This is a genomic window from Streptomyces venezuelae (assembly GCF_008642275.1).
GTDB classification, from domain to species: Bacteria; Actinomycetota; Actinomycetes; order Streptomycetales; family Streptomycetaceae; genus Streptomyces; species Streptomyces venezuelae_E.
Genome location: NZ_CP029189.1, coordinates 4,933,482 through 4,958,639 on the forward strand (window position 1 = coordinate 4,933,482; position 25,158 = coordinate 4,958,639).

Consider the following 25,158-nt stretch of genomic DNA (forward strand, 5'->3'; position numbering starts at 1 on the left):
TGACTTGTGGGTGGAGCGTGTTTGACTTACCCCACTGTGGGCATGTCGACAAAACGCTGTAGTGACCTCACTGGCTGCGACATACCAGGTGTACGCGGGTAGCAGGTGATGCGACGATGGGATTTATGGGGGAGAGGTCAACTCTGCTGGAGACAGGGCGGTTTGTGAGGGCGGAGTCCGGGGCGGACGCAGAGGCCGAGGGGGCGGCTCCGGTCGTCGACGCGCAGACCGCACTGACCGATGCGGATTTCTTGGACAAGCACGGCGCGGAGGAGATGTTCGCCGAGACCGACGCGGCAAGTGACGCCGAGCTGGAAGCACGGCACCGGGTGGCCGCCGACAAGGGCGACCCCGGGGCCATGAGCGTGCTCGGCGCGCTGCTGCTGCGCCGCGGCGACCTCGACGGCGCCGAACCGTACCTGCGCGGAGCCACCGGCGAGGGGGACCGGGCCGCCGCGAACAACCTCGGCGTGCTGCTCCACCAGCGGGGCTACCCCGAGGACGCGGCCGGCTGGTGGCGGGTCGCCGCCGTCGCCGGATCCGCTCCCGCCGCGCACGCCCTGGGCCGCTACTTCCGCGAGCGCGGCGACGAGCCCGCCGCCGAGTACTGGATGCGCCAGGCGGCCGAGTCCGGCCACGCGCTGGGCGCGTACGGGCTGGCCGACCTGCTGGAGCACCGCGGCGACAAGGGCGTCGAGCGCTGGTTCCGCGCCGCCGCCGAACAGGGTCACCGCGAAGCCGCGTACCGGCTGGCGAGGCACCTGCGCAAGGGCGACCCCACCGAGGCCGAGCAGTGGTACCGGCAGGCCGCTGCGCGCGGGCACCGGCGCGCCGCCCTGCACCTGGGCGCCCTGCTGGAGGCGCGCGGCGAGCTCAAGGAGGCCGGGCGCTGGTACCTGACCTCCGCCAAGCAGGGGGAGGCCCGGGCGGCGTGCGCGCTCGGCTTCCTGCTGCGCGACGCCGGCGACGAGGAGAGCGCCGCGGTGTGGTGGCACCGGGCGGCGCAGGACGGCGACGGCAACGCCGCCAACGCGCTGGGCGCGCTGCACGCGGCACGCGGCGAGACCCAGACCGCGGAGCGCTGGTACCGGACCGCCATGGACGCGGGCGACCAAAACGGGGCGTACAACCTTGCTCTGCTCTGTGTCGCACAGGACCGGACCGCACAGGCCGAGCAGTGGTACCGGCGAGCGGCCTACGCCGGGCACCGCGAGGCGGCCAACGCGCTGGCGATCATGCTGCTGCAGGTCGGGGACGCGGCGGGCGCGGAACCGTGGTTCTCGAAGGCGGCCGAGGCGGGCAGTGTCGACGCCGCGTTCAACCTCGGGATCCTGTTCGCCAGCCGCGACGAGGACCGTACGGCGCTGAAGTGGTACGAGCGGGCCGCCTCGGCCGGTCACACCGACGCGGCGCTGCAGGTCGGCATCGCGCTGGTGCGGGACGGCGAGGACCGGGCGGCCGAGCGGCACCTGCGCTGCGCGGCCGGCGGCGGCAGCGCGGAGGCGGCGTTCCGGCTGGCCGCGCTGCTGGAGTCGCTGGCCCCGCCGCCGGAGCCGGTGGCCCTGGGCGAGCCCGTGGGCGGCGCCCCGCGCACCGAGAGCGAGGAGTGGTACGAGCGGGCCGCCGAGTTGGGGCACCGCCGGGCCCAGGTGCGGGTCGGCATGCTGGCCGCCGCCCGTGGCGACCTGGCGGTCGCCGCACGCTGGTACCGGGAGGCGGCCGAGGCCGGCTCGCGCAACGGCGCCTTCAACCTCGGGCTGCTGCTGGCCCGGGAGGGGAACGAGCCCGAGGCCGCCCTGTGGTGGACCCGCGCGGCGGTGGCGGGCCACGGCCGCGCCGCCCTGCGCCTCGGACTGCTCGCGGCCCGCCACGGGGACCTCGCGGAGGGCCAGAAGTGGTGCGTGCGCGCCATGGAACTGGGCCCGGCCGAGGTCTCGCAGCGCGCGGCCCGGCTCCGCGAGGCCCTGGCCGAGGAACTCTCGGCCTGATCCGCCGGAGCCGACGCCGGGCCGCGCGCCGCGAGGTCCCGCCTGCCCTGAGGCGCGCCCTCCGGGCGTTCGGCGCTGCTTCGCCGACGGGCCCCGGTCAGCGGTAGAGCCAGGAGGTGGAGCGGGCGTAGACGTGCCGGAAGGCGAGCGGCATCAGCAGGTCGTTGACGCGGCGCTGCACCGTGCCCGGGGTCTTCGAGTCGCGGTTCGTCGACGCGGCACGGGTCATCCGGGCCACCCGGGGCCGGCGCAGCCGGGTGTACTCGGCCAGGGCGTCGTCCACGCGCGGAACCGAAGCCACGCACCGCGCCAGGGCCACCGCGTCCTCGATCGCCATCGACGCGCCCTGCCCGGCCCCGACCGGGTGGGCCGCGTCGCCGATCAGGACGGTGCGCCCGTCGTGCCAGACGGGCACGTCCGCCAGCCGGTGCATCGGCATCGGGCGGTCGACGCGGGTGGCCGCCCTGATCAGGGACAGCGGCAGCTCCTCCCGGCCGTACAGCTCCGCCAGCAGGGCCCGGGTGACCCCGGCGGGGTCCGGGGGCTCCGGTGAGGGCACCTGGGCCGACCACCAGACCGTGCCGTCCGCCGCCGGGACGCAGAGGAACGCCCCCCGCCGGCCGAAGACGAAGTGGTAGGTGCCGGGTGTGAGGCGCACGCCTTCGGAGACCCCCGACACGCTGTAGAGCCCCGCGTACCGGACCTGCGGCGCTGCCGGGTCCAGCGCCGTACGGGTGGCGGACCAGATGCCGTCGGCCGCCACCACCAGGTCCGCGTCCAGGTCCGCCGGGTCCACCCGCCGTCCCGTCTCGATCCGGGCCCCGGCCGAGGCCGCTTCGGCGCGCAGGACCTCCACCAGCCGCCCGCGCAGCAGCGTCGTGCTGTGCAGGCCGTCCGAGGCGAGCCGGCCGCGCGGCACCTCCCCGAGGAGCTTGCCCGAGGCGGACCACATCCGCTGCAGGGCGACCGGGAACCCGGCGGCCTGGACCCCGGCCAGGCAGCCCAGCGAGTCCAGCCCGCGCAGCCCGTTGACGGCGAGGCTGAGGAACGAGCCCACCTGCCCGGCCGGGTCCTCGTACGCCTCGTGGACGGTGACCTCCGCGCCGGTCGCGCGGCGCAGCGCGATCGCGCTCGCCGCTCCGGCGACACCGCCCCCGATGACTGACACACGCATGCCCGACCCCTTTCGCTGAATCCGTATTCACTGAATCCCGATTCGGTGAAACTTGGTTCAGTATGATGAGGCCGACAAGACGGCGTCAAGTGGGATCGGGGATCGCGGTGGGAGTGCGCAAGGAGCGGGCGGCCGGCACGGAGGCGGCGCTCAAGGAGGCGGCCCGGACGCTCTTCCTGGAGCGCGGCTACGTCCAGACGAAGATCACCGACATCACCAAGGCCGCCGGCCGGTCCACCGGGTCCTTCTACGAGCACTTCGCCGGCAAGGACGAACTGCTGGACGCGCTCCTCGCGGACATGGGGGCCCAGGTGGACGAGGAGGTCGGCGCCCACGGCCACCCGGGCGGCCACTCCCGCGAACACGACCTCGCCGACCGGGTCCAGCTGCGGACGCATGTGGCGGCCACCTGGGGTGTCTTCCGGGATCACCTGCCGGTCGTGGTGGCCCTCTTCCAGAAGTCCATGGCCGAACCGCCCGGCTCGGGACTGGTCTGGGGGCGCCTCCTCGGGGACACCGCCCCCCTGCGCGAGCACCTCGCGCACATGCGCGAACAGGGCCGTGAGCTGCCCGGGGACCCCGAACTGGTGGCCGCGGCGATGGGGGCGATGATCTCGATGCTGGGGTACGCGGCCATGACCGGCGGGGCCGGCCTCGACGACGACGAGGTGGTCGAGACGCTGACCGCGCTCCTGCACCGCGGGCTGGCCGGTTAACCGATTTGCATCTGCCGTGGGCCGTCACGTAACGTTGGGTTCACCGACGCGGGGTGGAGCAGCTCGGTAGCTCGCTGGGCTCATAACCCAGAGGTCGCAGGTTCAAATCCTGTCCCCGCTACTGAAGACTCAGGGCCCGGATCCCATGGATCCGGGCCCTGAGTCGTTCGCGACCGTTCGCGATCCGTTTCCGCCTGCAAGAGGGCGAACGAGAAGGGCCCGGACCCCCCGAGGGGGTCCGGGCCCTTTCGTGTGCGTGCGCTCAGGCGGCCGCGCAGTTCGGGCAGACGCCGCGGTACGTCACCTCGACCGCCGACACCACGAAACCGAAGCGTTCCGCGTCGGGGAGGTCGGCCAGCGGGTTGCCCGCCGGGTGCACGTCGCGGATCGCACCGCACTGGGCGCAGACCAGGTGCTGGTGGGGACGGTGGGCGTTCGGGTCGTAGCGCTTGGCGCGGCGGTCCGTGGAGACCTCCAGCACCTCGCCCAGGGTGACGAGCTCGCCCAGGGTGTTGTAGACGGTCGCACGGGAGATCTCGGGCAGCCTGGCCACCGCGAGCGCGTGCACCTCGTCAGCCGTCAGGTGCACGTGGTCACCGTCGAGCACCTCGGCCACGACACGCCGCTGCGCCGTCATGCGCCAGCCGCGTCCGCGAAGTCGATCCAGCAGGTCACTCATGGACATCAGCCTAACAGTGAGGGGATCCGGTGTAACTCCCGAACCGGTGCGGACTTGGATGCTTACTTGACTTAGACAAAGTCCATCGTAGGATCGGTTTCGGCACAGGCCAAGGACAGGACACGCAGGGATGACGCAGGAGGCGCACGTGACGCAGGGACCGCTCACCACGGAGGCCGGAGCGCCGGTCGCCGACAACCAGAACAGCGAGACCGCGGGCGTCGGCGGCCCCGTTCTGGTCCAGGACCAGCTGCTGCTGGAGAAGCTCGCGCACTTCAACCGTGAGCGCATCCCGGAGCGCGTGGTGCACGCCCGCGGCGCCGGTGCGTACGGCACCTTCACGCTGACCCGCGACGTCTCGCAGTGGACCCGGGCGAAGTTCCTGTCCGAGGTCGGCAAGGAGACCGAGACCTTCCTGCGCTTCTCCACCGTCGCCGGCAACCTCGGCAGCGCGGACGCGGTCCGCGACCCCCGCGGCTGGGCGCTGAAGTTCTACACCGAGGAGGGCAACTACGACCTCGTCGGCAACAACACCCCGGTGTTCTTCATCAAGGACGCCATCAAGTTCCCCGACTTCATCCACACCCAGAAGCGCGACCCGTACACGGGCTCGCAGGAGGCGGACAACGTCTGGGACTTCTGGGGTCTGTCGCCCGAGTCGACCCACCAGGTGACCTGGCTGTTCGGCGACCGCGGCATCCCGGCGTCCTACCGCCACATGAACGGCTACGGCTCGCACACGTTCCAGTGGAACAACGAGGCCGGCGAGGTCTTCTGGGTCAAGTACCACTTCAAGACCGACCAGGGCATCAAGAACCTCACCCAGGCCGAGGCCAACGCCCTCGCCGGTGAGGACCCCGACTCGCACCAGCGCGACCTGCGCGAGTCCATCGAGCGCGGCGACTTCCCGACCTGGACCGTGCAGGTCCAGATCATGCCCGCGGCCGAGGCGGCCCAGTACCGCTTCAACCCGTTCGACCTCACCAAGGTGTGGCCGCACGAGGACTACCCGCCGATCGAGATCGGCAAGCTGGAGCTCAACCGCAACCCGGAGAACGTCTTCGCCGAGGTCGAGCAGTCCATCTTCTCCCCGGCGCACTTCGTCCCCGGCATCGGTCCGTCCCCGGACAAGATGCTCCAGGGCCGCCTCTTCGGCTACGGCGACGCCCACCGCTACCGCGTCGGCATCAACGCCGACCACCTGCCGGTGAACCGCCCGCACGCCACCGAGGCGCGCACCAACTCCCGCGACGGCTACCTGTACGACGGCCGCCACAAGGGCGCGAAGAACTACGAGCCGAACAGCTTCGGCGGCCCGCACCAGACGGACCGCCCGCTGTGGCAGCCCGTCGCCGTGACCGGTGGCACGGGCAACCACGCCGCCCCCGTCCACAGCGAGGACGACGACTTCGTCCAGGCGGGCAACCTCTACCGCCTGTACTCGGAGGACGAGAAGTCCCGTCTGATCGAGAACCTGTCCGGCTTCATCGCCAAGGTCTCCCGCGACGACATCGTCGAGCGGGCGATCGACAACTTCCGCCGGGCGGACGGTGACTTCGGCAAGCGTCTCGAAGCCGCGGTCCAGGCCCTCCGCGGCTGACCGGAGCGCTCGCCGCAGCAGGACGCCGGGCCGCGGCCCTCTTCGGAGGGCCGCGGCCCGGCGTCGTCTCACGCGGGGACGCCTCGTCTCACGCGGCGACGGTCCGCCGCGCCGGGACCCAGCAGCGGATGACGTCGCGCACGGACACGATGCCGACGGGCCCGCCGTGCTCCAGCACGATCAGGTGCCGGAAGCCGCCGTGGGCCATCGCCTCGGCGGCTTCCTGCACGGTGGCTTCAGGGGTGCAGAACACGACGTTGTTGGTGGTGTGCGCGCCCACGGACTCCCGGTCCGGGTCGTGGCCCGCGCCGATCGAGTTGAGGATGTCGCGCTCGGTCAGGATGCCGATTCCGCTGTGGTCGGGGTCGAGGACGACGGCCGCGCCGACGCGCCGGCCGGACATCAGGCAGGCCGCCTGCCGGAGGGTGTGTGCGGGTCCGAGGGTGAGGATCACGGTGCTCATGGCGTCACGGACGAGCATGAAGAGAGCCACCTCCTGGGGTGAGTCCCCCCGCCTGGGTGGGTGCGCCTGAGGAACCGCCTCAAGAGAAATGCTTCACAAGCGCACAAGCGTGGGGAGTATCAGATTCCCATGGACCCGCGGGGCCGACAAGAAGGCGCGCAACGGAGCGCGGACAGCGCGCGGCGGGCTCAGGCGCGCGGGCGCAGCCGCTCCAGCATCTCCTCGTGGAGCAGCCCGTTCGAGGCCGCGGCGTTCCCGCCGTGCACCCCGTCCACGCCGTCCAGGCTGGTGAAACGGCCGCCCGCCTCCTGGACCACGACCGCGATGGCCGCCATGTCCCAGAGGTTGAGTTCGGGCTCGGCGCACAGGTCCAGCGAGCCCTCCGCGACCATCATGTACGGCCAGAAGTCCCCGTAGCCGCGGGTCCGCCAGCACGCCCGGGTCAGGTCCAGGAAGCCGGCGAGGCGGCCCTGCTCCTCCCAGCCGCTCAGCGAGGAGTACGCGAACGAGGCGTCGCCCAGCCCGCCCACCTTGGACACGCCGATGGCGCAGGTCTCGCCGAGCGCGCCACCCGCGTACGCGCCCCCGCCCCGGGTCGCCCACCAGCGGCGGCCCAGCGCCGGCGCGGACACCACGCCGACCACCGGGCGGAACTCGCCGTCGGGGTCCTCGGCCATCAGGGAGATCAGGGTCGCCCACACGGGAACCCCGCGGACGTAGTTCTTCGTGCCGTCGATCGGGTCCACGACCCAGCGCCGCGGACCGCTGCCCTTGAGCCCGTACTCCTCGCCCAGGATGGCGTCGTCCGGCCGCGCGGCCGCGATGCCGGCCCGGATGACCTCCTCGGCGGCCTTGTCCGCCTCGCTCACCGGGGTCATGTCCGGCTTCGTCTCGACCTGCAGGTCGAGGGCGCGGAAGCGCTCCATCGTGGCGGTGTCCGCCGCGTCGGCGAGTTCGAGGGCAAGGCGCAGGTCATCGTCATACTCGGGCATGCCCGAACAGTATCGAGACTCGCGGGGCCCGACCAACGCTGTCCACGGTACGGCCCGGACGCGCCCTTGACAGGATCTGGCGACCCGTCAACTCTGGCCGGAGAGAGCCGAACGGGGAGGCGCGGATGCCGGCAGCCCGGGAGTCCTTGCTGGAGGCGGCAGGAGCGGCGCTCTCGGCGCGCCCCTGGCCGGACGTGCGGATGGTCGACGTGGCCGCCGCCGCCGGGGTGTCCCGGCAGACCCTCTACAACGAGTTCGGCGGCAAGGCGGGCCTGGGCCGCGCCCTGGTCCGCCGCGAGGCCGACCGCTTTCTCGACGGGGTGGACCGGGTGCTGTCCGCTCCGGCCCAGGCTGCCGAGCGGCTCGCCGCCGTCGCGGAGTGGACCGTACGCGCGGCCCGCGCCCAGCCCCTCGTACGGGCCCTGCTCACCGGCGCCTGGGACCCGGGCCTGCCCGCGGCGGGCGGCCGGGCGCCGGGGCCCGGCGACCTGGCCCGGGCCGTCCGGGACCGTGCGGCCGCCGCGCTGACGCCGGGGGAGGGCCCGCAGCGCTGCGAACTCGCCGTGCGTCTCGCCCTGTCCTACGTGATCGCCCCGGGGGAGGAGCCGGGAGCGGGCGAGCTGCGCCGGCTGCTCAGTGCGCCGACCCGGACAGCTGGAGCCCGATGACGCCCAGGATGACCAGCGAGATCGAGACGAGTTTGAGGGTGGAGACCAGATCGCCGAGGAAGACCATCCCGTAGATCGCCGTACCGGCCGCCCCGATGCCCGTCCACACCGCGTAGGCCGGCCCCACGTCCAGCTTCTTGAGCGCCAGGGTCAGCAGGCCGAAGCTGCCGAGCGCGAAGCAGGCGAAGGCGACGGTCGGCCACAGGCGGGTGAATCCGTGGGAGAGCTTGAGGCAGACCGCGAAGCCGGTCTCCAGGAGTCCCGCGACCACCACCAGCAGCCACGCCATGTCGAATGCCTCCCCGCGTCACGTGACAGCACGTCACTTGGTGCGATTATGCATTTATCCAGACAGAGCGCTCGACAAACGCGGCCGCGCCACCACCGGACGGTCAGTCGCCCTCGCGCCGCTCGCGCGTCTGCAGCAGCCGACGCAGCGAATACAGTCGCGCCGGGTCCGCATGGCCGTCCTCGACCCACGCGTCGAGCGCGCAGTCCGGCTCGTCGTGGCTGCACGCCCGCGGGCACTCCTCCGTACCCGGCACCAGGTCCGGGAAGGCCAGGATCACCCGGGACGGGTCCACGTGGTGCAGACCGAAGGAGCGCACCCCCGGGGTGTCGATGACCCAGCCGTCGCCGCTCGGCAGCGGCAGCGCGAGCGCCGAGGTGGTGGTGTGCCGACCGCGGCCGGTCACGGCGTTGACGTGGCCGGTGGCACGCTGGCGGCCCTCGGCGACCAGGGAGTTCACCAGGGTGGTCTTGCCGACGCCCGAATGCCCGACGAAGGCGGTGATGCGGCCGTGGAGCCGCTCGCGCACCCGGTCGGCCGCATCACCGGTGGCCAGCTCCTCGCGGTTGGTCACCACGTAGTTCAGGCCGAAGGTGGAGTAGATCTCCAGGATCTTGTCCGCGGAGGTCAGGTCGGACTTGGTGAGCACCAGCAGCGGCTCCAGGCCGGCGTCGTACGCCGCGACCAGACAGCGGTCGATCATCCGGGGCCGCGGCTCCGGGTCGGCCAGGGCCGTGACGATGGCCAGCTGGTCGGCGTTGGCGACGACCACCCGCTCGTACGGGTCGTCGTCGTCGGCGGTGCGCCGCAGGACGGACTTGCGCTCCTCGATCCGCACGATGCGGGCCAGGGTGTCCTTCTTGCCGGACAGGTCACCGACGATCCAGACCCGGTCACCGACCACCGCGGCCTTGCGGCCCAGCTCGCGGGCCTTCATCGCGTGCACGGAACGGCCCTCGACCAGGCAGGTCAGCCGGCCCCGGTCCACGGTGAGGACGAAGCCCTCGGCCGCGTCCTCGTGCTTGGGCCGGATGCTGGTCCGCGGCCGGTTGCCCTTGGGGTTCGGGCGCTGGCGGATGTCGTCCTCGTCGGTGTGCTTGCCGTACCTGCGCATGACCGGCCCTACGCTCCCGCACCCGCTCCGGGTGCCCCCGGGCCGCCGGCGTCCCCGGCGAGCATGTCGGTCCACATCCTCGGGAAGTCCGGCAGCGTCTTCGCGGTCGTCGCCACGTTCTCGATCTGCACGCCCTCCACGGCCAGGCCGATCACCGCACCCGCGGTGGCCATCCGGTGGTCGTCGTACGTGTGGAACACCCCGCCGTGCATCCGGCGCGGCCGGATGCGCAGACCGTCCTCGGTCTCGGTGACGTCACCGCCGAGCGCGTTGATCTCCTTGGTCAGCGCGGCCAGCCGGTCCGTCTCGTGCAGCCGCAGGTGCGCGACACCGCGCAGCACCGACTCGGAATCGGCCAGGGCGGCCACGGCCGCGATGCCCGGGGTGAGCTCGCCGACCTCGCTCAGGTCCACGTCGATGCCGTGGATCTTGCCGGTGCCGGTGAAGACCAGCCCCGCGTCGGTCAGCTCGCAGGAACCGCCCATCTCCGTGAAGATCCGGCGCAGCGCGTCGCCCGGCTGCGTGGTGCGGCGCGGCCAGTCCGGGACGGTGACGGTGCCGCCGGTGATCAGGGCCGCGGCCAGGAAGGGCTGCGCGTTGGAGAGGTCCGGCTCCACGACCATGTCGCGGCCCAGCAGCGCGCCCGGGGCGACCCGCCACACGTCCTTCTCGCCCCCGGCCTCGGGGGTGTCGACCTGGGCGCCCGCCGCGCGCAGCATCTCCACGGTCATCCGGATGTGCGGCATCGACGGCAGGTTGCCGCCCACGTGCCGGACCTCGACGCCCTGGTTGAAGCGCGGGGCGGACAGCAGCAGGGCGGAGACGAACTGCGAGGAGTTGCTGGCGTCGATCTCGACCGTGCCGCCCTCCAGGGCCCCGCCGCCCTGGACGGTCATGGGCAGCGCGCCGCGGCCGTCGTCGTCGATCCGGGCGCCGAGGGTCCGCAGGGCGGTGATGACCTGGCCGAGCGGGCGCTCGTAGGAACGCGGGTCACCGTCGAAGCGGATGTCGCCGTCGGCGAGGGTGGCGACGGGCGGCAGGAAGCGCATGACCGTGCCCGCGTTGCCGACGTCCACGGTCGTCGGACCGTGCAGGGCCGCGGGAATGATCCGCCAGGCCTCGCCGCCCACCGCGCCGTCGGCGGAACCGGCGGAGCTGGACGAGACGGTCTCCTCGATGCCGACGCCCAGCGCCCGCAGCGCGTCGGACATCAGCTGGGAGTCGCGCGAGCGCAGCGGGCGGCGCACCCAGCCGGGCTCGGCGGCGAGCGCGGCGAGCACGAGGGCCCGGTTGGTGACCGATTTGGACCCCGGCACCGTGACGGTGGCGTGGACGGCCCCATCGGCGAGCGGAGCGGGCCAGAGGGCAGGGAGCGCGGGGGTCTCGGTCATGGCCCCCACTTTAGTGGCTTCCCCCGATGCCAGATCTTGATCCCGGTCCCGTCTCAGGGAGCGGTCACAGGGCGAGCAGCCAGCGGGCGCCGCCGATCAGCGAGCACAGCGCGACGACGTGGAAGAAGAGCAGCCACACCACCGGGTGAAGGTGGGTGAGCCGGCCGAGCTGGTCGGCGTCGGAATCGGGTGCCCCGCCGCCCCGGCGCTTGGCCCCCAGCTCGAAGACCGGCCGGACCCCGCCCAGCAGCAGGAACCACACCACCAGGTAAGCAAAACCGGCCTGTACCTCCGCCGGCGCCAGCCAGGACACCAGCAGGAAGGTTCCGCCGGTCAGGATCACCGTCAGCGCCCCGTACGCGTTCCGGATCATCACCAGCATCGCCAGCAGCAGGGCGGTGGCCACCCACAGCAGCAGCGTGATCCGGTGCGCGGACAGCAGGGCCGCCCCGCCCAGCCCGAGCAGCGACGGCGCGGTGTACCCGCCCGCCGCGGTCAGGATCATCCCGAGGCCCGTCGGCTTGCCCCGGCTGACGGTGACCCCGCTGGTGTCGGAGTGCAGCCGTATCCCGCTCAGGCGCCGCCGGGTGAGCAGGGCCATCAGCCCGTGCCCCCCCTCGTGCGCGATGGTGATGGTGTTGCGCGAGATCCGCCACAGCGGGCGGGGCCCCACCGCGGCCAGCGCGACGACTCCCGTCACGATCACCAGCCACAGGTCGGGCGCGGTCTGTATGCCCGTGAGCCGGTCCCACAGACCGGCCGTCGTGCTGCTGTCCATAAGGTGGCGGACTCCTTGCGGTGGGGTTGGGGCGACATGGCAGTGTGGCAGCCATGTGCGGACGGTATGCGGCGAGTCGTAGGCCCGAGGACCTCGTGGAGGCCTTCGGCATCGAGAGGTGGGAGCCGGAGGAGGCCCTGGCCCCCGACTTCAACGTGGCGCCGACGAAAGAGGTCCACGTGGTCCTCGACCGTCCCCTCAAAGACGCCTCGCACCCGCGTCCGGTTCGCCAGCTGCGCGTCCTGAAATGGGGGCTGGTCCCCTCCTGGGCCCAGAACCCCGACGGCGCCGCCCGGATGATCAACGCCCGCTCCGAGACCCTCCACGAGAAGCCGTCCTTCCGCCGTCCCTTCGCACAGCGCCGCTGCATCGTCCCCGCCGACGGCTACTACGAGTGGGTCACCGCCCACGACGAGCGGCAGCTGGAGGTGGAGGGCAAGAAGAAGCGGGCCCGCAAGCAGCCCTATTTCGTCCTCCCCTCCGACGGCTCCGTCTTCGCGATGGCCGGGATATACGAGTTCTGGCGCGACCGGACCCTGCCCGACGAGCACCCGCTGTCCTGGTGGGTCACCTGCTCGGTGATCACCACGGAGGCCGAGACCGGCCCCCTGGGCGTGGCCCCCGCCGAGGGGCCGCGCTCGCTCGCCGACATCCACCCCCGGATGCCGCTGATGCTCACCCCGGACCGCTGGGACGCCTGGCTGGACCCGGCGAACACCGACACCGAGCGCTCGCTGCGGGAACTGCTCGCCCCGCCGCCCGGCGGGCTGATGCGGGCCTACCCGGTGTCCACGGCGGTGAGCAGCGTGCGCAACAACGGCCCGGAGCTGCTGACGGAGCTGGCCGCGCCGGAGGAGGGCACCCTCTTCTGACCCGGGCAGGATGGGACGCATGACCACGCGTACCGAGAGTGTCGACACCCCGGCGGGCGAGGCCCGCATCACCTGGCACCGGGCGCCGGAGCCGCGGCTCGTGCTCGCCGTCGGCCACGGCGCGGGCGGCGGCATCGAGGCCCGGGACCTCCGGGCGCTGGCCGCCGCCCTGCCCGCCCGCGGGATCACGGTGGCGCTGGTCGAACAGCCCTGGCGGGTCGCCGGGAAGAAGGTCGCCGCCGCTCCCAAGGTGCTGGACGAGGGATGGCGCGGGCTGTGGCCGGCGCTCGTGGAGCCCGGACTGCCCGTGGTCGCGGGCGGGCGCAGCGCCGGGGCCCGGGTGGCCTGCCGGACCGCCGCCGGACTGGGGGCGGCCGGGGTGCTGGCGCTGGCCTTCCCGCTGCACCCGCCGGGCCGGCCGGAGAAGTCCCGCGCCGGGGAGCTCACCGGGGCCGGCCGGCCCGCCCTCGTGGTCCAGGGCGACCGGGACCCCTTCGGGCGGCCCGAGGAGTTCCCGCCGCCGGGCGAGGGGCAACCGTACGAGCTGGTGGAGGTGGCCTACGCCGATCACGGCTTCGCGGTGCCGAAGAAGGCGGACACCACCCAGGAGGCGGCGCTCTCGACGATCACCACGGCGGTGGGGGAGTGGCTCGCACGGCTCCCCGTGTGAAGCCCGCCGGCCGCCTCCCGGAGAAAGCCCGAAACCCGCCGGGCGCCCGGGAATGCGCCGCCCGCCCCCTTCGTTGTCTCGGATGTCGGAACGTAGGAGAACGCGTCGGAGGAGAGGGAGCGCATGACCCAGGTCATCAGCCAGAACCGTCGGCAGGCCGCTGACCTGGACTGGACCGTGCTGCCGGCGCCCAAGCGCAGCTCGCTTCGGGCGGCGGAGGGCCGGGAAGGTCGACTATTCTCCGATTCGAGCGGATCCGCTTTCGGGTCCGCCACGCTGTCGGAGGAGGTGGGTCCTGTCGCTGGGACCGACGAAGGCCACGCGGAGGAGACGACCCTGGAGCGCAACGCGCGCTTCGAACGGGACGCCCTCGGCTACCTCGACCAGATGTACTCGGCCGCGCTGCGCATGACGCGCAATCCGGCCGACGCCGAGGACCTGGTCCAGGAGACGTACGCGAAGGCGTACGCGTCGTTCCACCAGTTCCGCGAGGGCACCAACCTGAAGGCGTGGCTCTACCGCATCCTGACCAACACCTTCATCAACTCCTACCGCAAGAAGCAGCGCGAGCCGCAGCGCAGCGCCGCGGAGGAGATCGAGGACTGGCAGCTGGCGCGCGCCGAGTCGCACATGTCGACCGGACTGCGTTCCGCCGAGTCGCAGGCACTCGACCACCTGCCCGATTCGGACGTGAAGGAAGCCCTGCAGGCCATTCCGGAGGAGTTCCGCATCGCGGTCTACCTTGCCGACGTAGAGGGCTTTGCGTACAAGGAGATCGCGGACATCATGGGTACACCCATCGGTACGGTCATGTCGCGACTGCACCGTGGCCGCCGTCAACTCCGCGGAATGCTGGAGGACTACGCCCGTGAGCGTGGGCTGGTTCCCGCGGGCGCGGGAGAGTCGAACGACCGGAAAGGCTCGGACTCATGAGTTGCGGAGAGCCGCACGAGACAGAGTGCTCTGAGGTCCTGGATCACCTGTACGAGTTCCTCGACCAGGAGATGCCGGACAGTGACTGCACGAAGTTCGAGACGCATTTCGGCGAGTGCAATCCCTGCCTGGAGAAGTACGGGCTCGAACAGGCCGTGAAGAAGCTGGTGAAGCGCTGCTGCGGCTCGGACGACGTGCCGACCGACCTGCGGTCGAAGGTGATGGGCCGGATCGAACTGATCAGGTCCGGTCAGGCGGTGCCCGACCACGATGTCACCGCCGACAATCCCGCACCCGGCTGACCGGCGCCGGCCGCCCGTCAGACGCGTGAACAGCCGCCCCCGGAAGAGCACTTCATTCACCCGAATGTGCTAATCCGGGGGCGTCCGCATGGCCCAATGCGGAAATGTGGCCCACCTCGCTGCGGGCCCCACCTATTCTCCCCATTCGGTGCTGGTTCGATTCGGCACCCGGTGTGCACGGCACAACGGCACAGGGGAGGAGAGCGCCATGCGGGCACTTCCGCCGGGGGCGCGCGGATACCTCCTGTGCGCCGTTCTCACGGCCGTCGCGTGCGTCACCCCCGCCTTCACGGATTCCGGTACGCCCTGGCCGGACGTGGCCCTGCTCGCCGTGCTCTACCTCGGCTGCGAACTGGTCAAGGCCTGCCCGCTGCGAAGCGGCCGGGTGCCCGAGGGCATCGGCTCCTTCTTCCCCGTCGTGCTCGCCGCCGTCTTCCTGCTGCCGCCCGCCGCCGCCGCGCTCGTGGCGCTGCCCGGGGGACTCGCGGGCACCGTCGTCCAGCGGCCGGCCGGGGTGCGCCGCCTGTGGCACGCCGCGCAGCAGGCGACCGCGGCCTGGACCGCGGGGCAGGCCTACGGGCTGCTGCACGGCCCGGCCACCCTCGGCGGCGGCCCCTCCGACGGCCCCGGGCCGCTCCTGGGGCCGGCCGACTTCCCCTACGCACTGCTTCCCGCGACGGCGGCCGCCGTCACCTTCTGCCTGCTGCTCACCGCCCTCGACGGCGGCATCCTGGTCACCGCCGAACGCCGCCCGGCCGCCACCGCCTGGCGCGGGCTCGCGGGCTCCTCGCTCGCCCCCCACTGCGTCCACGGCCTCGCCGGTCTGATGATGGCGGTCATGTGGCGCAGCCCCTACGGCCCCCCGGCCGCCCTGCTCGTCCTGCTGCCCGTGTACATCTCCTGCTGGATCTTCGCCCAGTACCACCGCGAGCGCACCGCCCACCAGGCGACCATCCGCGCCCTCGTCCAGGCCGTCGACATCAAGGACCGTTACACGCGCGGACACAGCGAACGGGTCGGCCAGGCCTCCGCGATGATCGCCCGGGAGCTGGGCATGACGGAGGACCGGCTGGAGACGGTGCGCATCGCCGGGATCCTGCACGACGTGGGGAAACTGGGCGTCCCCACCCGGCTGCTGCGCAAGGACGGACCGCTCACCCCGCAGGAGCGCCGGATCATCGAGCTGCACCCCGAGTACGGGCACGAGATGGTGCGCGGCATCGGCTTCCTCGGCGAGGCCCGCGCGGCGATCCTGCACCACCACGAGCGGGTCGACGGCTCCGGCTATCCGTACGGGCTGACCGGTGAGCAGATCCCGGTGCTGGCCCGGGTGGTGGCGGTGGCCGACGCCTTCGACGCGATGACCTCGACCCGCTCGTACAGCCGGGCCAGGCCGGTGCCCGTCGCCCTGGCGGAGCTGGAACGGTGCGCGGGGGCGCAGTTCGACCCGTCGATGGTGCGGGCACTGACCGACGCGATCGGCCGCACCGGCTGGCATCCGGTGGTGACCTCGGACGAGGACCTCCAGGTGATCCCGGCCGGTGCCCCCGGGGCGGAGCGCGGACCGGGCCCGGCGGTCCTGGCCGGGATGCCCGAGCAGGGCACCCGCCCCCACGCACCGGCCCCGCCGCCGGACAGGGTCCCGGCGGTCCCCGGCCCGGGCGGCGGAACCGGGCCGGACGCGGACGGCACCGGGGCGGGCGGCGCCGGGGCGGGCGGATGAGGGTCCCGGCCGCGTGGACCGTGCGCGGAGCCGCCGCGGTGCTCACCGGAGCCGCACTCGGGCACACCCTGTGGCACGGCGTCGCCGAGCCCGGCGCCGCCCTGGCCTTCGCCGCCCTGATCACCGTCGGGGAGCTCGCCCGCCGGGACCGCCAGGACCCTCTCGGCCGCCGCCCCGCACCGCTCGGCTCCGCCGGAGCCCTGGCCTACGCCCTGCTCGGAGAGAGCGCCGGCCGGCCCACCCACCACGGGGTGCTCCAGACCGTCGCGGTCGTCGTCGCCGCCGTCCTCGCCGGGATCGTCCCGCACGTCGCCCGCGGCCGCGGCCCCGCCCTGGACCACCTGTCCCGCCGGGTGCTCACGGTCGCCTTCGCCGCCGCCTGTTTCCAGCCGCTCTACAACTCGGGCCGGCTGGAGCAGTGGGTGGGCCAGGGCCCGTACCTCGTCGGCTACCTGCTCTGCCTCCTCGGCCTCACCGCCCTGTGCGACGCCGTGCTCGCCGCGGCGCTCGCCGGGGCCCGGACCAGCCGGCCGTACGGTCCGCTGCTGCACGACGAACTGCGCGCCCAGCTCGGCATCGGCTCGGCGATCTGCGCCACCGGGGTCGTGATGGCGCTCGGCGCGGCCGTCGCGGGCCCGTGGGCCCTGCCCGCCCTCAGCGTGCCCCTGCTGCTGACCCAGCTGTCCTTCCACCGGATCTCCGCGATCCGCACCACCTACCGCCAGACCATCACCTCCCTGGCCCGCGCCACCGAGATCGCCGGCTGCACCCGCCCGGGCCACGCCCGCCGGGTGGCCGCCCTGAGCTGCGCCGTCGGCCGGGAGCTCGGCCTGTCGGAGCGGGAGCTCACGGTGCTGGAGTACGCCGCCCTGATGCACGACATCGGCCAGCTGTCCCTCGTCGACCCGGTCCCGGACGGGGCCACGGCCGGGCTGCCGGGCGCGGAGGCCCGCCGGATCGCCGAGCTGGGCGGGGAGGTGGCCCGGCAGACCGGGGTGCCCGCCGAGGTCGCCGTGGTGGTGGAGCGGCAGGCGGATCCGTACCGTGAGCAGCCCACGGCGGCCCGGATCGTGCGTACGGTGAATGCGTACGACGATCTGGTCGGCGGAAACCGTCACCCGGGTGGCTCACTGGCCGCCCTGGAGCGGCTCCGCCTCGGCACCGGGCACGATTACCAGCCGGAGGTCGTTGAGTGCCTCGCAAGGGTTCTGGCCAGGGGCGGACGTGGCAGAGTGGTGCCCGTCCCACCTGGGTAACCCATGGGTAATGAGCGGCCGTCCGAGTGGGCATGGTTGGATGCCAGTAAGAGGGACCGTAGGAGTGTCCGCAAGGCTGCACCGTTGTCCCCCAGCGACCGCTGGGAGGTGCCCCCAGGCAGGCGGGAATCGTGAGGATCTTCGGGAAGGTACGGCATCGGCCCTCCGCCTCGTGGCGGCAGGCCACCGACCGCGCGTTCACGCTGATCGGCGACGGGCGGTACGAGGACGCGGGCGCGCTCCTGACGAGAGCGGCGGACCTGGAGCCCTGGCTGTCCGAGTCCTGGTTCAATCTGGCCCTGCTGCACAAGTTCCGGCACGACTGGGAGCAGGCGCGGGCCGCCGGGCTGCGCGCCGTGGCCCTGCTGGACCGTGAGACGGGCGCCCCGGACTGGTGGAACGTCGGGATCGCCGCCACCGCGCTGCAGGACTGGCCGCTCGCCCGGCGGGCCTGGCAGGCGTACGGGCTGAAGGTGCCCGGGGACGCGGCCGGGGCGGGCGAGCCGGTCGGGATGGAGCTCGGCAGTGCCGCCGTGCGGCTCTCGCCCGAGGGCGAGGCGGAAGTGGTCTGGGGCCGTCGGCTGGACCCGGCCCGGCTGGAGGTCCTGTCGATCCCGCTGCCCTCCTCGGGGCGGCGCTGGGGCGAGGTCGTGCTCCACGACGGGGTCCCGCACGGCGAGCGGGTCACCGCGGCCGGACCCTCCTACCCCGTGTTCGACGAGATCGAACTGTGGGCGCCGTCCCCGGTGCCGACCTGGGTGGTGCTGCTGGAGGCGGCCACCGAGGCGGACCGCGACGCGCTGGAGCAGCTGGCCTCGGACGCCGGGTTCGCCGCCGAGGACTGGTCCTCGTCGGTGCGGCTGCTGTGCCGGACCTGCTCGGAGAGCGAGATGCCGAGCGACGAGGGCGACGGCGAGCAGCACCTCGATCCGCACGACCACAGCGAGCCCGGACACCCCGGACCGCTCGGGCACCGTACGGCCGGCTCGGGCTCCCTGTGGGTCCCCGAGCGCGAGTGCGGGATCGCGGCACCGGCCGGGCTGGTGCGCGGACTGCTCGACGGCTGGGTCGCGGACAGTCCCGGCACCCGCGAGTGGCGGGATCTCGAAGAAGTCTGCTGACCCGGGGCCGTAGGCTGTACGGGCACATCGGTGGCCACGACGACCATCGGTGACCGGGACTTACGGAAGGCGTACGGCGGACATGGCGCAGCAGGAGAACGAGGTTGTCGAGAGCGTGAACGACGGGTACGTCGTGGACACCGAGGACTGTGAGGCGCGCGAGCTCGCCCACCGTCAGCGCGGCACGGCCCGTCCCATCACCGTGGTCGGCAACCCGGTCCTGCACCGGGAGTGCAAGGACGTCACCGAGTTCGGCGACGAGCTGGCGCAGCTGATCGACGACATGTTCGCCAGCCAGAAGGCCGCCGAGGGCGTGGGCCTGGCCGCGAACCAGATCGGCGTGGACGCCAAGGTCTTCGTCTACGACTGCCCGGACGACGACGGCAAGCGCCACACCGGTGTCGTCGTCAACCCGAAGCTGGTGGAGCTGCCGGCCGCCGGGCGGGTGCTCGACGACTCCAACGAGGGCTGCCTGTCGGTCCCGACCGCCTACGCCTCGCTGGCCCGCCCCGACTACGCCGAGGTCACCGGCCAGGACGCGCAGGGCAACCCGATCAAGGTGCGCGGCACCGGCTACTTCGCCCGCTGCCTGCAGCACGAGACCGACCACCTGTACGGCTACCTCTACATCGACCGCCTCTCGAAGCGGGACCGCAAGGACGCCCTGCGGCAGATGGAAGAGGGCACCCCGCGCTACGAGACCGTCCCCAACGCCTGAGTCCCTCAGGCGGCCTGCGGGCCCCGGAACGCGCGCCGGAAGGAGTTCGGCGTGGTGCCCAGGGTCCGCAGGAAGTGGTGGCGCAGGGCGGCCGCGTTGCCGAAGCCGCAGCGCCCGGCGATCGCGTCCACCGTCTCGCCGGTCGACTCCAGCAGCTCCTGCGCGAGCAGGACCCGCTGCCGCAGCACCCACTTGTACGGGGTGGTGCCGGTCTCCTGGAGGAAGCGGCGGGCGAAGGTGCGCGGGGACATGTGCGCTCGCTCCGCGAGCTGCTCGACGGTGATCTCCTCGTCCAGGTGGCGGGCCATCCACTCGATCACCTCGCCCACCGTGTCACAGGCCGTGCGCGGCAGGGGCCGCTGGATGAACTGGGCCTGCCCGCCGTCCCGGTGCGGTGGTACGACCATCCTGCGCGCGATGACGTTGGCCACCTCGGCCCCGTGCTCCTGGCGGACCACGTGCAGGCACGCGTCGATGCCCGAGGCCGTGCCGGCGGCCGTGATCACCGGGCCCTCGTCGACGTAGAGCACGTCCGGGTCGACCACGGCCCGCGGGAAGCGCCGGGTCAGGGCCGCGGCGTGCATCCAGTGCGTGGTGCACCGGCGGCCGTCCAGCAGCCCGGCGGCGCCGAGGATGTAGGCCCCGCTGCACACGCTGAGGACCCGCGCGCCCCGGTCCACGGCCCGGCGCAGGGCCGCGAGCAGCGGCTCGGGATAGACGCGCACGCCGGCGTCACTGGCGGCGGGCAGGCAGATCAGCCCGGCCTCCTCCAGCCGCTCCAGGCCGTGCGCGGGGGTGATCCCGAAGGCGCCCCCGCCCACGGTCAGCGGCCCCTCCTCCGCCGCGCACACGGCGAAGTCGTACACCGGAACGCCCATGTCACTGCGGTCGATTCCGAACACCTCGCAGAAGATCCCCAGCTCGAAGGGGGCGACTCCGTCGACGAGGGCCACGGCCACGTTGGTCAGCATGACCATAGTGTGGCAGTAATTCGGTCTTTCATGACAGTACTGCCACTGTCGATCATGGGCGATCGGGCGGACAGTAGAGCTATGACCACTTTCGTGAACTACCTCGCCGTCCTCGCCCTCGTCGCCCTCGTGCTCGGGCCCAGCCTGTACGGGATCCTCCGCGACCGCCGGATCGACCGGCAGCTGCGGGCCGTCGCGACCCGCCTGGTGTGGCTGCCCCGCCAGCGTGCGGGCGGCCTGCCGCCCACCCCGCGGCGGCGCACCCTCCGGCCCGCCCGGCGGTACTGGGGCCCCATCGCCCACTGAACGCCGGGGGAACGCGCGAAGCCGGGACACGGAAACCTCCGCATCCCGGCTCCCCGGCAGAGCCGGACGAGGCCTTAGAAGTCCTCGTCCAGGTCGACCGTGCCCTCGACCGCGACCTGGTAGGCCGACGGACGGCGCTCGAAGAAGTTCGTCAGCTCCTGGACGCCCTGCAGCTCCATGAAGGAGAACGGGTTCTGCGAGCCGTACACGGGCGGGAAGCCCAGACGGACCAGGCGCTGGTCCGCGACGCACTCCAGGTACTCGCGCATCGACTCGGTGTTCATGCCCGGCAGGCCGTCACCGCACAGGTCGCGGCCGAACTGCAGCTCCGCCTCCACGGCCTCCTTGAGCATGTCGGTGACCTGCTGCTGAAGGGCGTCGTCGAAGAGCTCCGGCTCCTCCTTGCGGACCGTGTCCACGACCTCGAAGGCGAAGTTCATGTGCATGGTCTCGTCGCGGAAGACCCAGTTGGTGCCGGTGGCCAGGCCGTGCAGCAGACCGCGCGAGCGGAACCAGTACACGTACGCGAAGGCACCGTAGAAGAACAGACCCTCGATGCACGCCGCGAAGCAGATCAGGTTCAGCAGGAAGCGGCGCCGGTCGGCGGCCGTCTCCAGACGCTCGATCTTCTCGACCGAGTCCATCCACTTGAAGCAGAACTGGGCCTTCTCGCGGATGGAGGGGATCTCCTCGACCGCGTCGAAGGCGGCCGCGCGGTCGTCCGGGTCGGGCAGGTAGGTGTCGAGCAGCGTCAGGTAGAACTGGACGTGCACGGCCTCCTCGAACAGCTGGCGCGACAGGTACAGGCGCGCCTCCGGGGAGTTGATGTGCTTGTAGAGCGTCAGCACCAGGTTGTTCGAGACGATCGAGTCGCCCGTCGCGAAGAACGCGACCAGCCGGCCGATCATGTGCTGCTCGGCGGCCGTCAGCTTCGCGAGGTCCGCGACGTCCGAGTGGAGGTCGACCTCCTCGACGGTCCAGGTGTTCTTGATCGCGTCCCGGTAGCGCTCGTAGAAGTCCGGGTAGCGCATCGGGCGGAGCGTGAGCTCGAAGCCCGGGTCCAGGAGATTCTTCTTGTCGTCGGAGCTCATTACTGGCATGCCTCGCAGGACTCGGGGTTCTCAAGGGAGCAGGCGAGCGCTTCCGCGGCCGCGGCGTCGGCGGCGGCGTCGGCCAGGGGGAGCGCTGCGGGGGTGGCGGCCTGCGCGGCGCGGGCGATCTTCGTCGCCGGACGCGAGCGCAGGTAGTACGTGGTCTTCAGGCCCTGCTTCCAGGCGTACGCGTACATCGAGCTGAGCTTGCCGATGGTGGGCGTCTCCAGGAACAGGTTCAGCGACTGCGACTGGTCCAGGAACGGCGTACGGGCCGCCGCCATGTCGATCAGACCGCGCTGCGGGATCTCCCACGCCGTGCGGTACAGCTCGCGGACCTCGGCCGGGATCCAGCCGAAGCCCTGGACCGAGCCGGAGGAGTCGCGCAGGGCCTCGCGGGTCTGGGCGTCCCACACGCCGAGCTGCTTCAGCTCCTCCACCAGGTAGCCGTTCACCTGGAGGAACTCACCGCTGAGCGTCTCGCGCTTGAAGAGGTTGGAGACCTGCGGCTCGATGCACTCGTACACGCCGGCGATCGAGGCGATCGTGGCCGTCGGGGCGATCGCGAGGAGCAGGGAGTTGCGCATGCCGGTCTCGGCGACCCGGGCGCGCAGCGCGTCCCAGCGCTCCGGCCAGTTCAGCTCGACGTCGTAGTGGTCCGGGTGCAGGACACCGCGGGCGGTACGGGTCTGCTCCCAGGCCGGCAGCGGGCCGCTGCGCTCGGCGAGGTCGCAGGAGGCCTCGTAGGCGGCCAGCATGATGCGCTCGGAGAGCTTGGTGGACAGGGCCTTCGCCTCGGGGGAGTCGAAGGGCAGCTTCAGCTTGAAGAAGACGTCCTGGAGGCCCATCGCGCCCAGGCCCACCGGGCGCCAGCGGGCGTTGGAGCGGCCGGCCTGCTCGGTCGGGTAGAAGTTGATGTCCACCACGCGGTCGAGGAAGGTCACGGCGGTGCGGACGGTCTCGTCGAGGCGCTCCCAGTCGATCTCACCGGTCTCGGTGAGCACGAAGGCGCCCAGGTTGACCGAGCCGAGGTTGCAGACGGCCGTCTCGCCGTCGTTGGTGACCTCGATGATCTCGGTGCACAGGTTCGAGGAGTGCACGACCGTGCCCGGCTCGGCGGTCTGGTTCGCCGTGCGGTTGGAGGCGTCCTTGAAGGTCATCCAGCCCTGGCCGGTCTGCGCGAGGGTGCGCATCATCCGGCCGTACAGGTCACGGGCGGGCATGGTCTTGCGGGCCAGGCCGTCCGCCTCGGCCTTGCGGTAGGCGGCGTCGAAGTCGTCGCCCCACAGGTCGACCAGCTCGGGCACGTCGGCCGGGGAGAACAGCGACCACTCGGCGTCGGCGTTCACGCGGCGCATGAACTCGTCCGGCACCCAGTGGGCGAGGTTCAGGTTGTGCGTACGGCGCTGGTCCTCACCGGTGTTGTCGCGGAGCTCCAGGAACTCCTCGATGTCCGCGTGCCAGGTCTCCAGGTAGACGGCGGCGGCGCCCTTGCGGCGGCCGCCCTGGTTCACGGCCGCGACGGAGGCGTCGAGGGTCTTCAGGAACGGGACGATGCCGTTGGAGTGGCCGTTGGTGCCGCGGATCAGCGAACCGCGGGCGCGGATGCGGGAGTACGAGAGGCCGATGCCACCGGCGTGCTTGGAGAGGCGGGCCACCTGGTGGTAGCGGTCGTAGATCGAGTCGAGCTCGTCCAGCGGCGAGTCCAGCAGGTAGCAGGAGGACATCTGCGGGTGCCGGGTACCGGAGTTGAAGAGCGTCGGGGAGGACGGCAGGTAGTCCAGACGGCTCATCAGCCGGTAGAGCGAGGCCACCTCCTCCACCGCCTGGACGCTGTCGTCGGCGGCCAGACCACAGGCCACGCGCAGCATGAAGTACTGCGGCGTCTCGATGACCTGACGGGTGATCGGGTGGCGCAGCAGGTAGCGGCTGTGCAGGGTGCGCAGGCCGAAGAAGCCGAAGCGGTCGTCGGCGCCCTCGGCGAGGGTCAGGTCGACGAGCGAGTCGAGCCGGGCCGCGTGCGTGCGGACGAACTCGGCCGTGCGGTCGGCGATGAGGCCCTCGCGGTGGCCGACCTCGACGGAGGCCGAGAAGGAGGTGGAGCCCTGGCTCGCGGCCTCGTCGCGCACGGCCAGCGTCAGCAGGCGGGCGGCGAGCCGGGAGTAGGCCGGGTCCTCGGAGATCAGGCCGGCGGCGGCCTCGGTGGCCAGCCCGCGCAGCTCGGCGTCGTCGGCGGCGGCGCTGCGACCGCGCAGCGCGGAGGCGGCGACCCGGCCGGGGTCGGTGTCGGGGAGGTCCGCCGTCAGTTCGGTGAGGGTACGCAGCAGCGTGGCCCCCGGGCCCTCGGTGTTGTCGCCAGAAGTGGACTCGGCGCGCGGTGCGGAAGGCGCGATGGTCACGGCGGGAGCTCTCCCTCGCTCGGCCCGGTCATCGGCGGGGCGGGGCGCGAGCGGGCGCATGCGGGCGCGACGAGAACGCGTACCCCACATGGCGTCCACCGGCCCAACCGCGAGGCCCGGACGAATCGGCACCCGGTTCGGTCGAGCCGGGCACGCTGTCGGCAGGTCATCGGACTTGGCGTCCGGTAGCCGGACACTTCATACCGTTGCGGGACAGTTCCGGATTCGCACCGGATTCCCCTGCAGCGACAGCAGGCATGAGCATACATGTGGGGGCGGCCCTGTGCGGTAACCCCCACATGTAGTGTCGGCGTGGCTACAGCTTGAGCCGGAAAGTGAGGAGCGTCAGGCCCTCGATCGGCGCCCAGTCCCGCTCCGGAGTGCGTACGAAGCCCAGGCGCGCGTAGATCCGCTGGGCGCCGGCCATGCCGCGCTGGGTGGAGAGAACCAGGCCGGTCACGCCCTCCAGGGCCCGCGCGCGCTCGACGCAGGCCCGCACCAGAGCCTCGCCGGCGCCCTGGCCGCGCGCCTCCCGGGCCACCGCGAGCATCCGGAACTCGGCCTCGTCGGGGGCCGCGATGTCGGCGAGCGGACTGCCCGGAGCGGCGAAGGTCACACCGCCCAGGAGTCGTTCGTCCCGCACGGCGACGAGCACCTCGCCCTGGGCGGCGCGGCCGGCCACGTCGCGCAGCACGTTCAGGTAGTGGTCGTCCTCGTTGAAGTCCAGATGCCCGTCGGTGAGGTAGGCCCGCGCCGTGATCTCCCCCAGCTCCGCGTACTCGGCGGGCAGTGCCGCCCTGATCACCATGTCCATGCGGTCGAGTGTGCAGGACGGGTGTCGGTGCCCTGCGGCAGGGACCTTCACCTTCCCGAACCCGTCGGCATCACCCTCTCGACCGAGGCCCTCAAGGGCTGGGTGCGCTGAACAGCGCGGAGGCCCCGCC

25 protein-coding genes, 1 tRNA gene and 1 riboswitch are annotated in these 25,158 nt (G+C 72.5%); of the genes, 14 read left to right on the forward strand and 12 right to left on the reverse strand.

The annotated features are described in order from the left end of the window. Positions 1–125 precede the first annotated feature (125 nt). Entirely contained in the window at positions 126–1,988 is a 1,863-nt protein-coding gene (locus DEJ51_RS22105; RefSeq protein WP_223835929.1) for a tetratricopeptide repeat protein, read from the forward strand. A 97-nt stretch (positions 1,989–2,085) separates the two neighbouring features. On the opposite strand, the gene DEJ51_RS22110 is transcribed toward DEJ51_RS22105, so the two are convergent. Further along, entirely contained in the window at positions 2,086–3,162 is a 1,077-nt protein-coding gene (locus DEJ51_RS22110) for an FAD-dependent oxidoreductase (protein ID WP_150259139.1), read from the reverse strand. Positions 3,163–3,269: 107 nt separating this feature from the next. Here DEJ51_RS22110 and DEJ51_RS22115 point away from each other — a divergent pair, with 107 nt between their 5' ends. Together DEJ51_RS22115 and DEJ51_RS22120 are read left to right on the forward strand one after the other, a co-directional pair. Continuing rightward, on the forward strand, positions 3,270–3,878 hold the full coding sequence (locus tag DEJ51_RS22115; protein ID WP_150259140.1) for a TetR/AcrR family transcriptional regulator: 609 nt from the start codon (positions 3,270–3,272) through the stop codon (positions 3,876–3,878). Positions 3,879–3,925: 47 nt separating this feature from the next. Beyond that, a tRNA-Met gene (locus DEJ51_RS22120) sits at positions 3,926–3,999 on the forward strand. A gap of 141 nt (positions 4,000–4,140) precedes the next feature. Here the strand turns inward: DEJ51_RS22120 and DEJ51_RS22125 are convergent. Then, the gene (locus DEJ51_RS22125; protein WP_150259141.1) at positions 4,141–4,557 is read right to left on the reverse strand and encodes a Fur family transcriptional regulator; all 417 of its coding nucleotides are present in this window, start codon (positions 4,555–4,557) and stop codon (positions 4,141–4,143) included. A gap of 130 nt (positions 4,558–4,687) precedes the next feature. Here DEJ51_RS22125 and DEJ51_RS22130 point away from each other — a divergent pair, with 130 nt between their 5' ends. Next, positions 4,688–6,157, forward strand: a complete 1,470-nt coding sequence (locus DEJ51_RS22130; RefSeq protein WP_150259142.1) for a catalase — start codon at positions 4,688–4,690, stop codon at positions 6,155–6,157. A gap of 88 nt (positions 6,158–6,245) precedes the next feature. Here DEJ51_RS22130 and DEJ51_RS22135 read toward each other — a convergent pair whose 3' ends face one another. Beyond that, a complete protein-coding gene (locus DEJ51_RS22135) occupies positions 6,246–6,638 on the reverse strand; it encodes a cyclic nucleotide-binding/CBS domain-containing protein (protein WP_030010856.1) in 393 nt (130 codons plus the stop codon). Positions 6,639–6,808: 170 nt separating this feature from the next. Next, positions 6,809–7,612: a histidinol-phosphatase gene (gene hisN, locus DEJ51_RS22140; RefSeq protein ID WP_150259143.1), complete on the reverse strand. Its 804-nt coding sequence runs from the start codon at positions 7,610–7,612 to the stop codon at positions 6,809–6,811. A gap of 125 nt (positions 7,613–7,737) precedes the next feature. Here hisN and DEJ51_RS22145 point away from each other — a divergent pair, with 125 nt between their 5' ends. After that, positions 7,738–8,280, forward strand: a complete 543-nt coding sequence (locus DEJ51_RS22145) for a TetR/AcrR family transcriptional regulator (protein WP_150259144.1) — start codon at positions 7,738–7,740, stop codon at positions 8,278–8,280. Here DEJ51_RS22145 and DEJ51_RS22150 read toward each other — a convergent pair. The 4 genes from DEJ51_RS22150 to DEJ51_RS22165 form a co-directional block, all read right to left on the reverse strand. Continuing rightward, positions 8,246–8,569 carry a DMT family transporter gene (locus DEJ51_RS22150; RefSeq protein WP_030011402.1) on the reverse strand — a complete coding sequence of 108 codons (324 nt, stop codon included), beginning with the start codon at positions 8,567–8,569 and terminating at the stop codon, positions 8,246–8,248. The two genes, DEJ51_RS22145 and DEJ51_RS22150, sit on opposite strands and share 35 nt — an antisense overlap. A gap of 103 nt (positions 8,570–8,672) precedes the next feature. Beyond that, positions 8,673–9,683 (reverse strand): ribosome small subunit-dependent GTPase A, encoded by a 1,011-nt coding sequence (gene rsgA, locus DEJ51_RS22155; RefSeq protein ID WP_150259145.1) that lies wholly within the window; start codon positions 9,681–9,683, stop codon positions 8,673–8,675. Between the two features lie 8 nt (positions 9,684–9,691). Beyond that, on the reverse strand, positions 9,692–11,074 hold the full coding sequence (aroA, locus tag DEJ51_RS22160) for a 3-phosphoshikimate 1-carboxyvinyltransferase (RefSeq protein WP_150259146.1): 1,383 nt from the start codon (positions 11,072–11,074) through the stop codon (positions 9,692–9,694). A gap of 64 nt (positions 11,075–11,138) precedes the next feature. Beyond that, positions 11,139–11,852, reverse strand: a complete 714-nt coding sequence (locus DEJ51_RS22165) for a M50 family metallopeptidase (RefSeq protein WP_150259147.1) — start codon at positions 11,850–11,852, stop codon at positions 11,139–11,141. Positions 11,853–11,905: 53 nt separating this feature from the next. Between DEJ51_RS22165 and DEJ51_RS22170 the strand changes: the two genes are divergently transcribed. From DEJ51_RS22170 to def, 8 genes are all read left to right on the forward strand, one after another. Continuing rightward, positions 11,906–12,724: an SOS response-associated peptidase gene (locus DEJ51_RS22170; protein WP_150259148.1), complete on the forward strand. Its 819-nt coding sequence runs from the start codon at positions 11,906–11,908 to the stop codon at positions 12,722–12,724. 19 nt (positions 12,725–12,743) lie between these two features. Next, positions 12,744–13,394, forward strand: coding sequence for an alpha/beta family hydrolase (locus tag DEJ51_RS22175; protein ID WP_150259149.1), 651 nt, complete (start codon positions 12,744–12,746; stop codon positions 13,392–13,394). 288 nt (positions 13,395–13,682) lie between these two features. Further along, a complete protein-coding gene (locus tag DEJ51_RS22180; protein ID WP_030012983.1) occupies positions 13,683–14,327 on the forward strand; it encodes a sigma-70 family RNA polymerase sigma factor in 645 nt (214 codons plus the stop codon). Next, the gene (gene rsrA / locus DEJ51_RS22185; protein ID WP_030012982.1) at positions 14,324–14,629 is read left to right on the forward strand and encodes a mycothiol system anti-sigma-R factor; all 306 of its coding nucleotides are present in this window, start codon (positions 14,324–14,326) and stop codon (positions 14,627–14,629) included. Before DEJ51_RS22180 ends, rsrA begins: the two co-directional genes overlap by 4 nt. Before the next feature lie 208 nt (positions 14,630–14,837). After that, complete coding sequence (locus tag DEJ51_RS22190; protein ID WP_150259151.1) at positions 14,838–16,352, forward strand: HD-GYP domain-containing protein; 1,515 nt, start codon at positions 14,838–14,840, stop codon at positions 16,350–16,352. Beyond that, a complete protein-coding gene (locus DEJ51_RS22195; RefSeq protein ID WP_150259152.1) occupies positions 16,349–17,608 on the forward strand; it encodes an HD-GYP domain-containing protein in 1,260 nt (419 codons plus the stop codon). The genes DEJ51_RS22190 and DEJ51_RS22195 overlap by 4 nt, the downstream gene beginning before the upstream one ends. Positions 17,609–17,739: 131 nt before the next feature. Further along, positions 17,740–18,729 carry a tetratricopeptide repeat protein gene (locus DEJ51_RS22200; RefSeq protein ID WP_030011692.1) on the forward strand — a complete coding sequence of 330 codons (990 nt, stop codon included), beginning with the start codon at positions 17,740–17,742 and terminating at the stop codon, positions 18,727–18,729. An 82-nt stretch (positions 18,730–18,811) separates the two neighbouring features. Next, on the forward strand, positions 18,812–19,447 hold the full coding sequence (def, locus tag DEJ51_RS22205) for a peptide deformylase (RefSeq protein ID WP_150259153.1): 636 nt from the start codon (positions 18,812–18,814) through the stop codon (positions 19,445–19,447). A 5-nt stretch (positions 19,448–19,452) separates the two neighbouring features. Here the strand turns inward: def and DEJ51_RS22210 are convergent, their stop codons facing one another. Beyond that, entirely contained in the window at positions 19,453–20,418 is a 966-nt protein-coding gene (locus tag DEJ51_RS22210) for a helix-turn-helix domain-containing protein (RefSeq protein WP_150259154.1), read from the reverse strand. A gap of 81 nt (positions 20,419–20,499) precedes the next feature. Between DEJ51_RS22210 and DEJ51_RS22215 the strand changes: the two genes are divergently transcribed. Continuing rightward, positions 20,500–20,724, forward strand: coding sequence for a hypothetical protein (locus tag DEJ51_RS22215; protein ID WP_150259155.1), 225 nt, complete (start codon positions 20,500–20,502; stop codon positions 20,722–20,724). Between the two features lie 74 nt (positions 20,725–20,798). Here the strand turns inward: DEJ51_RS22215 and DEJ51_RS22220 are convergent, their stop codons facing one another. The 3 genes from DEJ51_RS22220 to DEJ51_RS22230 form a co-directional block, all read right to left on the reverse strand. Further along, positions 20,799–21,815, reverse strand: a complete 1,017-nt coding sequence (locus DEJ51_RS22220) for a ribonucleotide-diphosphate reductase subunit beta (RefSeq protein ID WP_150259156.1) — start codon at positions 21,813–21,815, stop codon at positions 20,799–20,801. Continuing rightward, the gene (locus DEJ51_RS22225) at positions 21,815–24,214 is read right to left on the reverse strand and encodes a ribonucleoside-diphosphate reductase subunit alpha (RefSeq protein WP_150259157.1); all 2,400 of its coding nucleotides are present in this window, start codon (positions 24,212–24,214) and stop codon (positions 21,815–21,817) included. The genes DEJ51_RS22220 and DEJ51_RS22225 overlap by 1 nt, the downstream gene beginning before the upstream one ends. Before the next feature lie 142 nt (positions 24,215–24,356). Next, a riboswitch (cobalamin riboswitch) is annotated at positions 24,357–24,486 on the reverse strand. 44 nt (positions 24,487–24,530) lie between these two features. Further along, the gene (locus DEJ51_RS22230) at positions 24,531–25,028 is read right to left on the reverse strand and encodes a GNAT family N-acetyltransferase (RefSeq protein ID WP_150259158.1); all 498 of its coding nucleotides are present in this window, start codon (positions 25,026–25,028) and stop codon (positions 24,531–24,533) included. Positions 25,029–25,158: the final 130 nt, after the last annotated feature.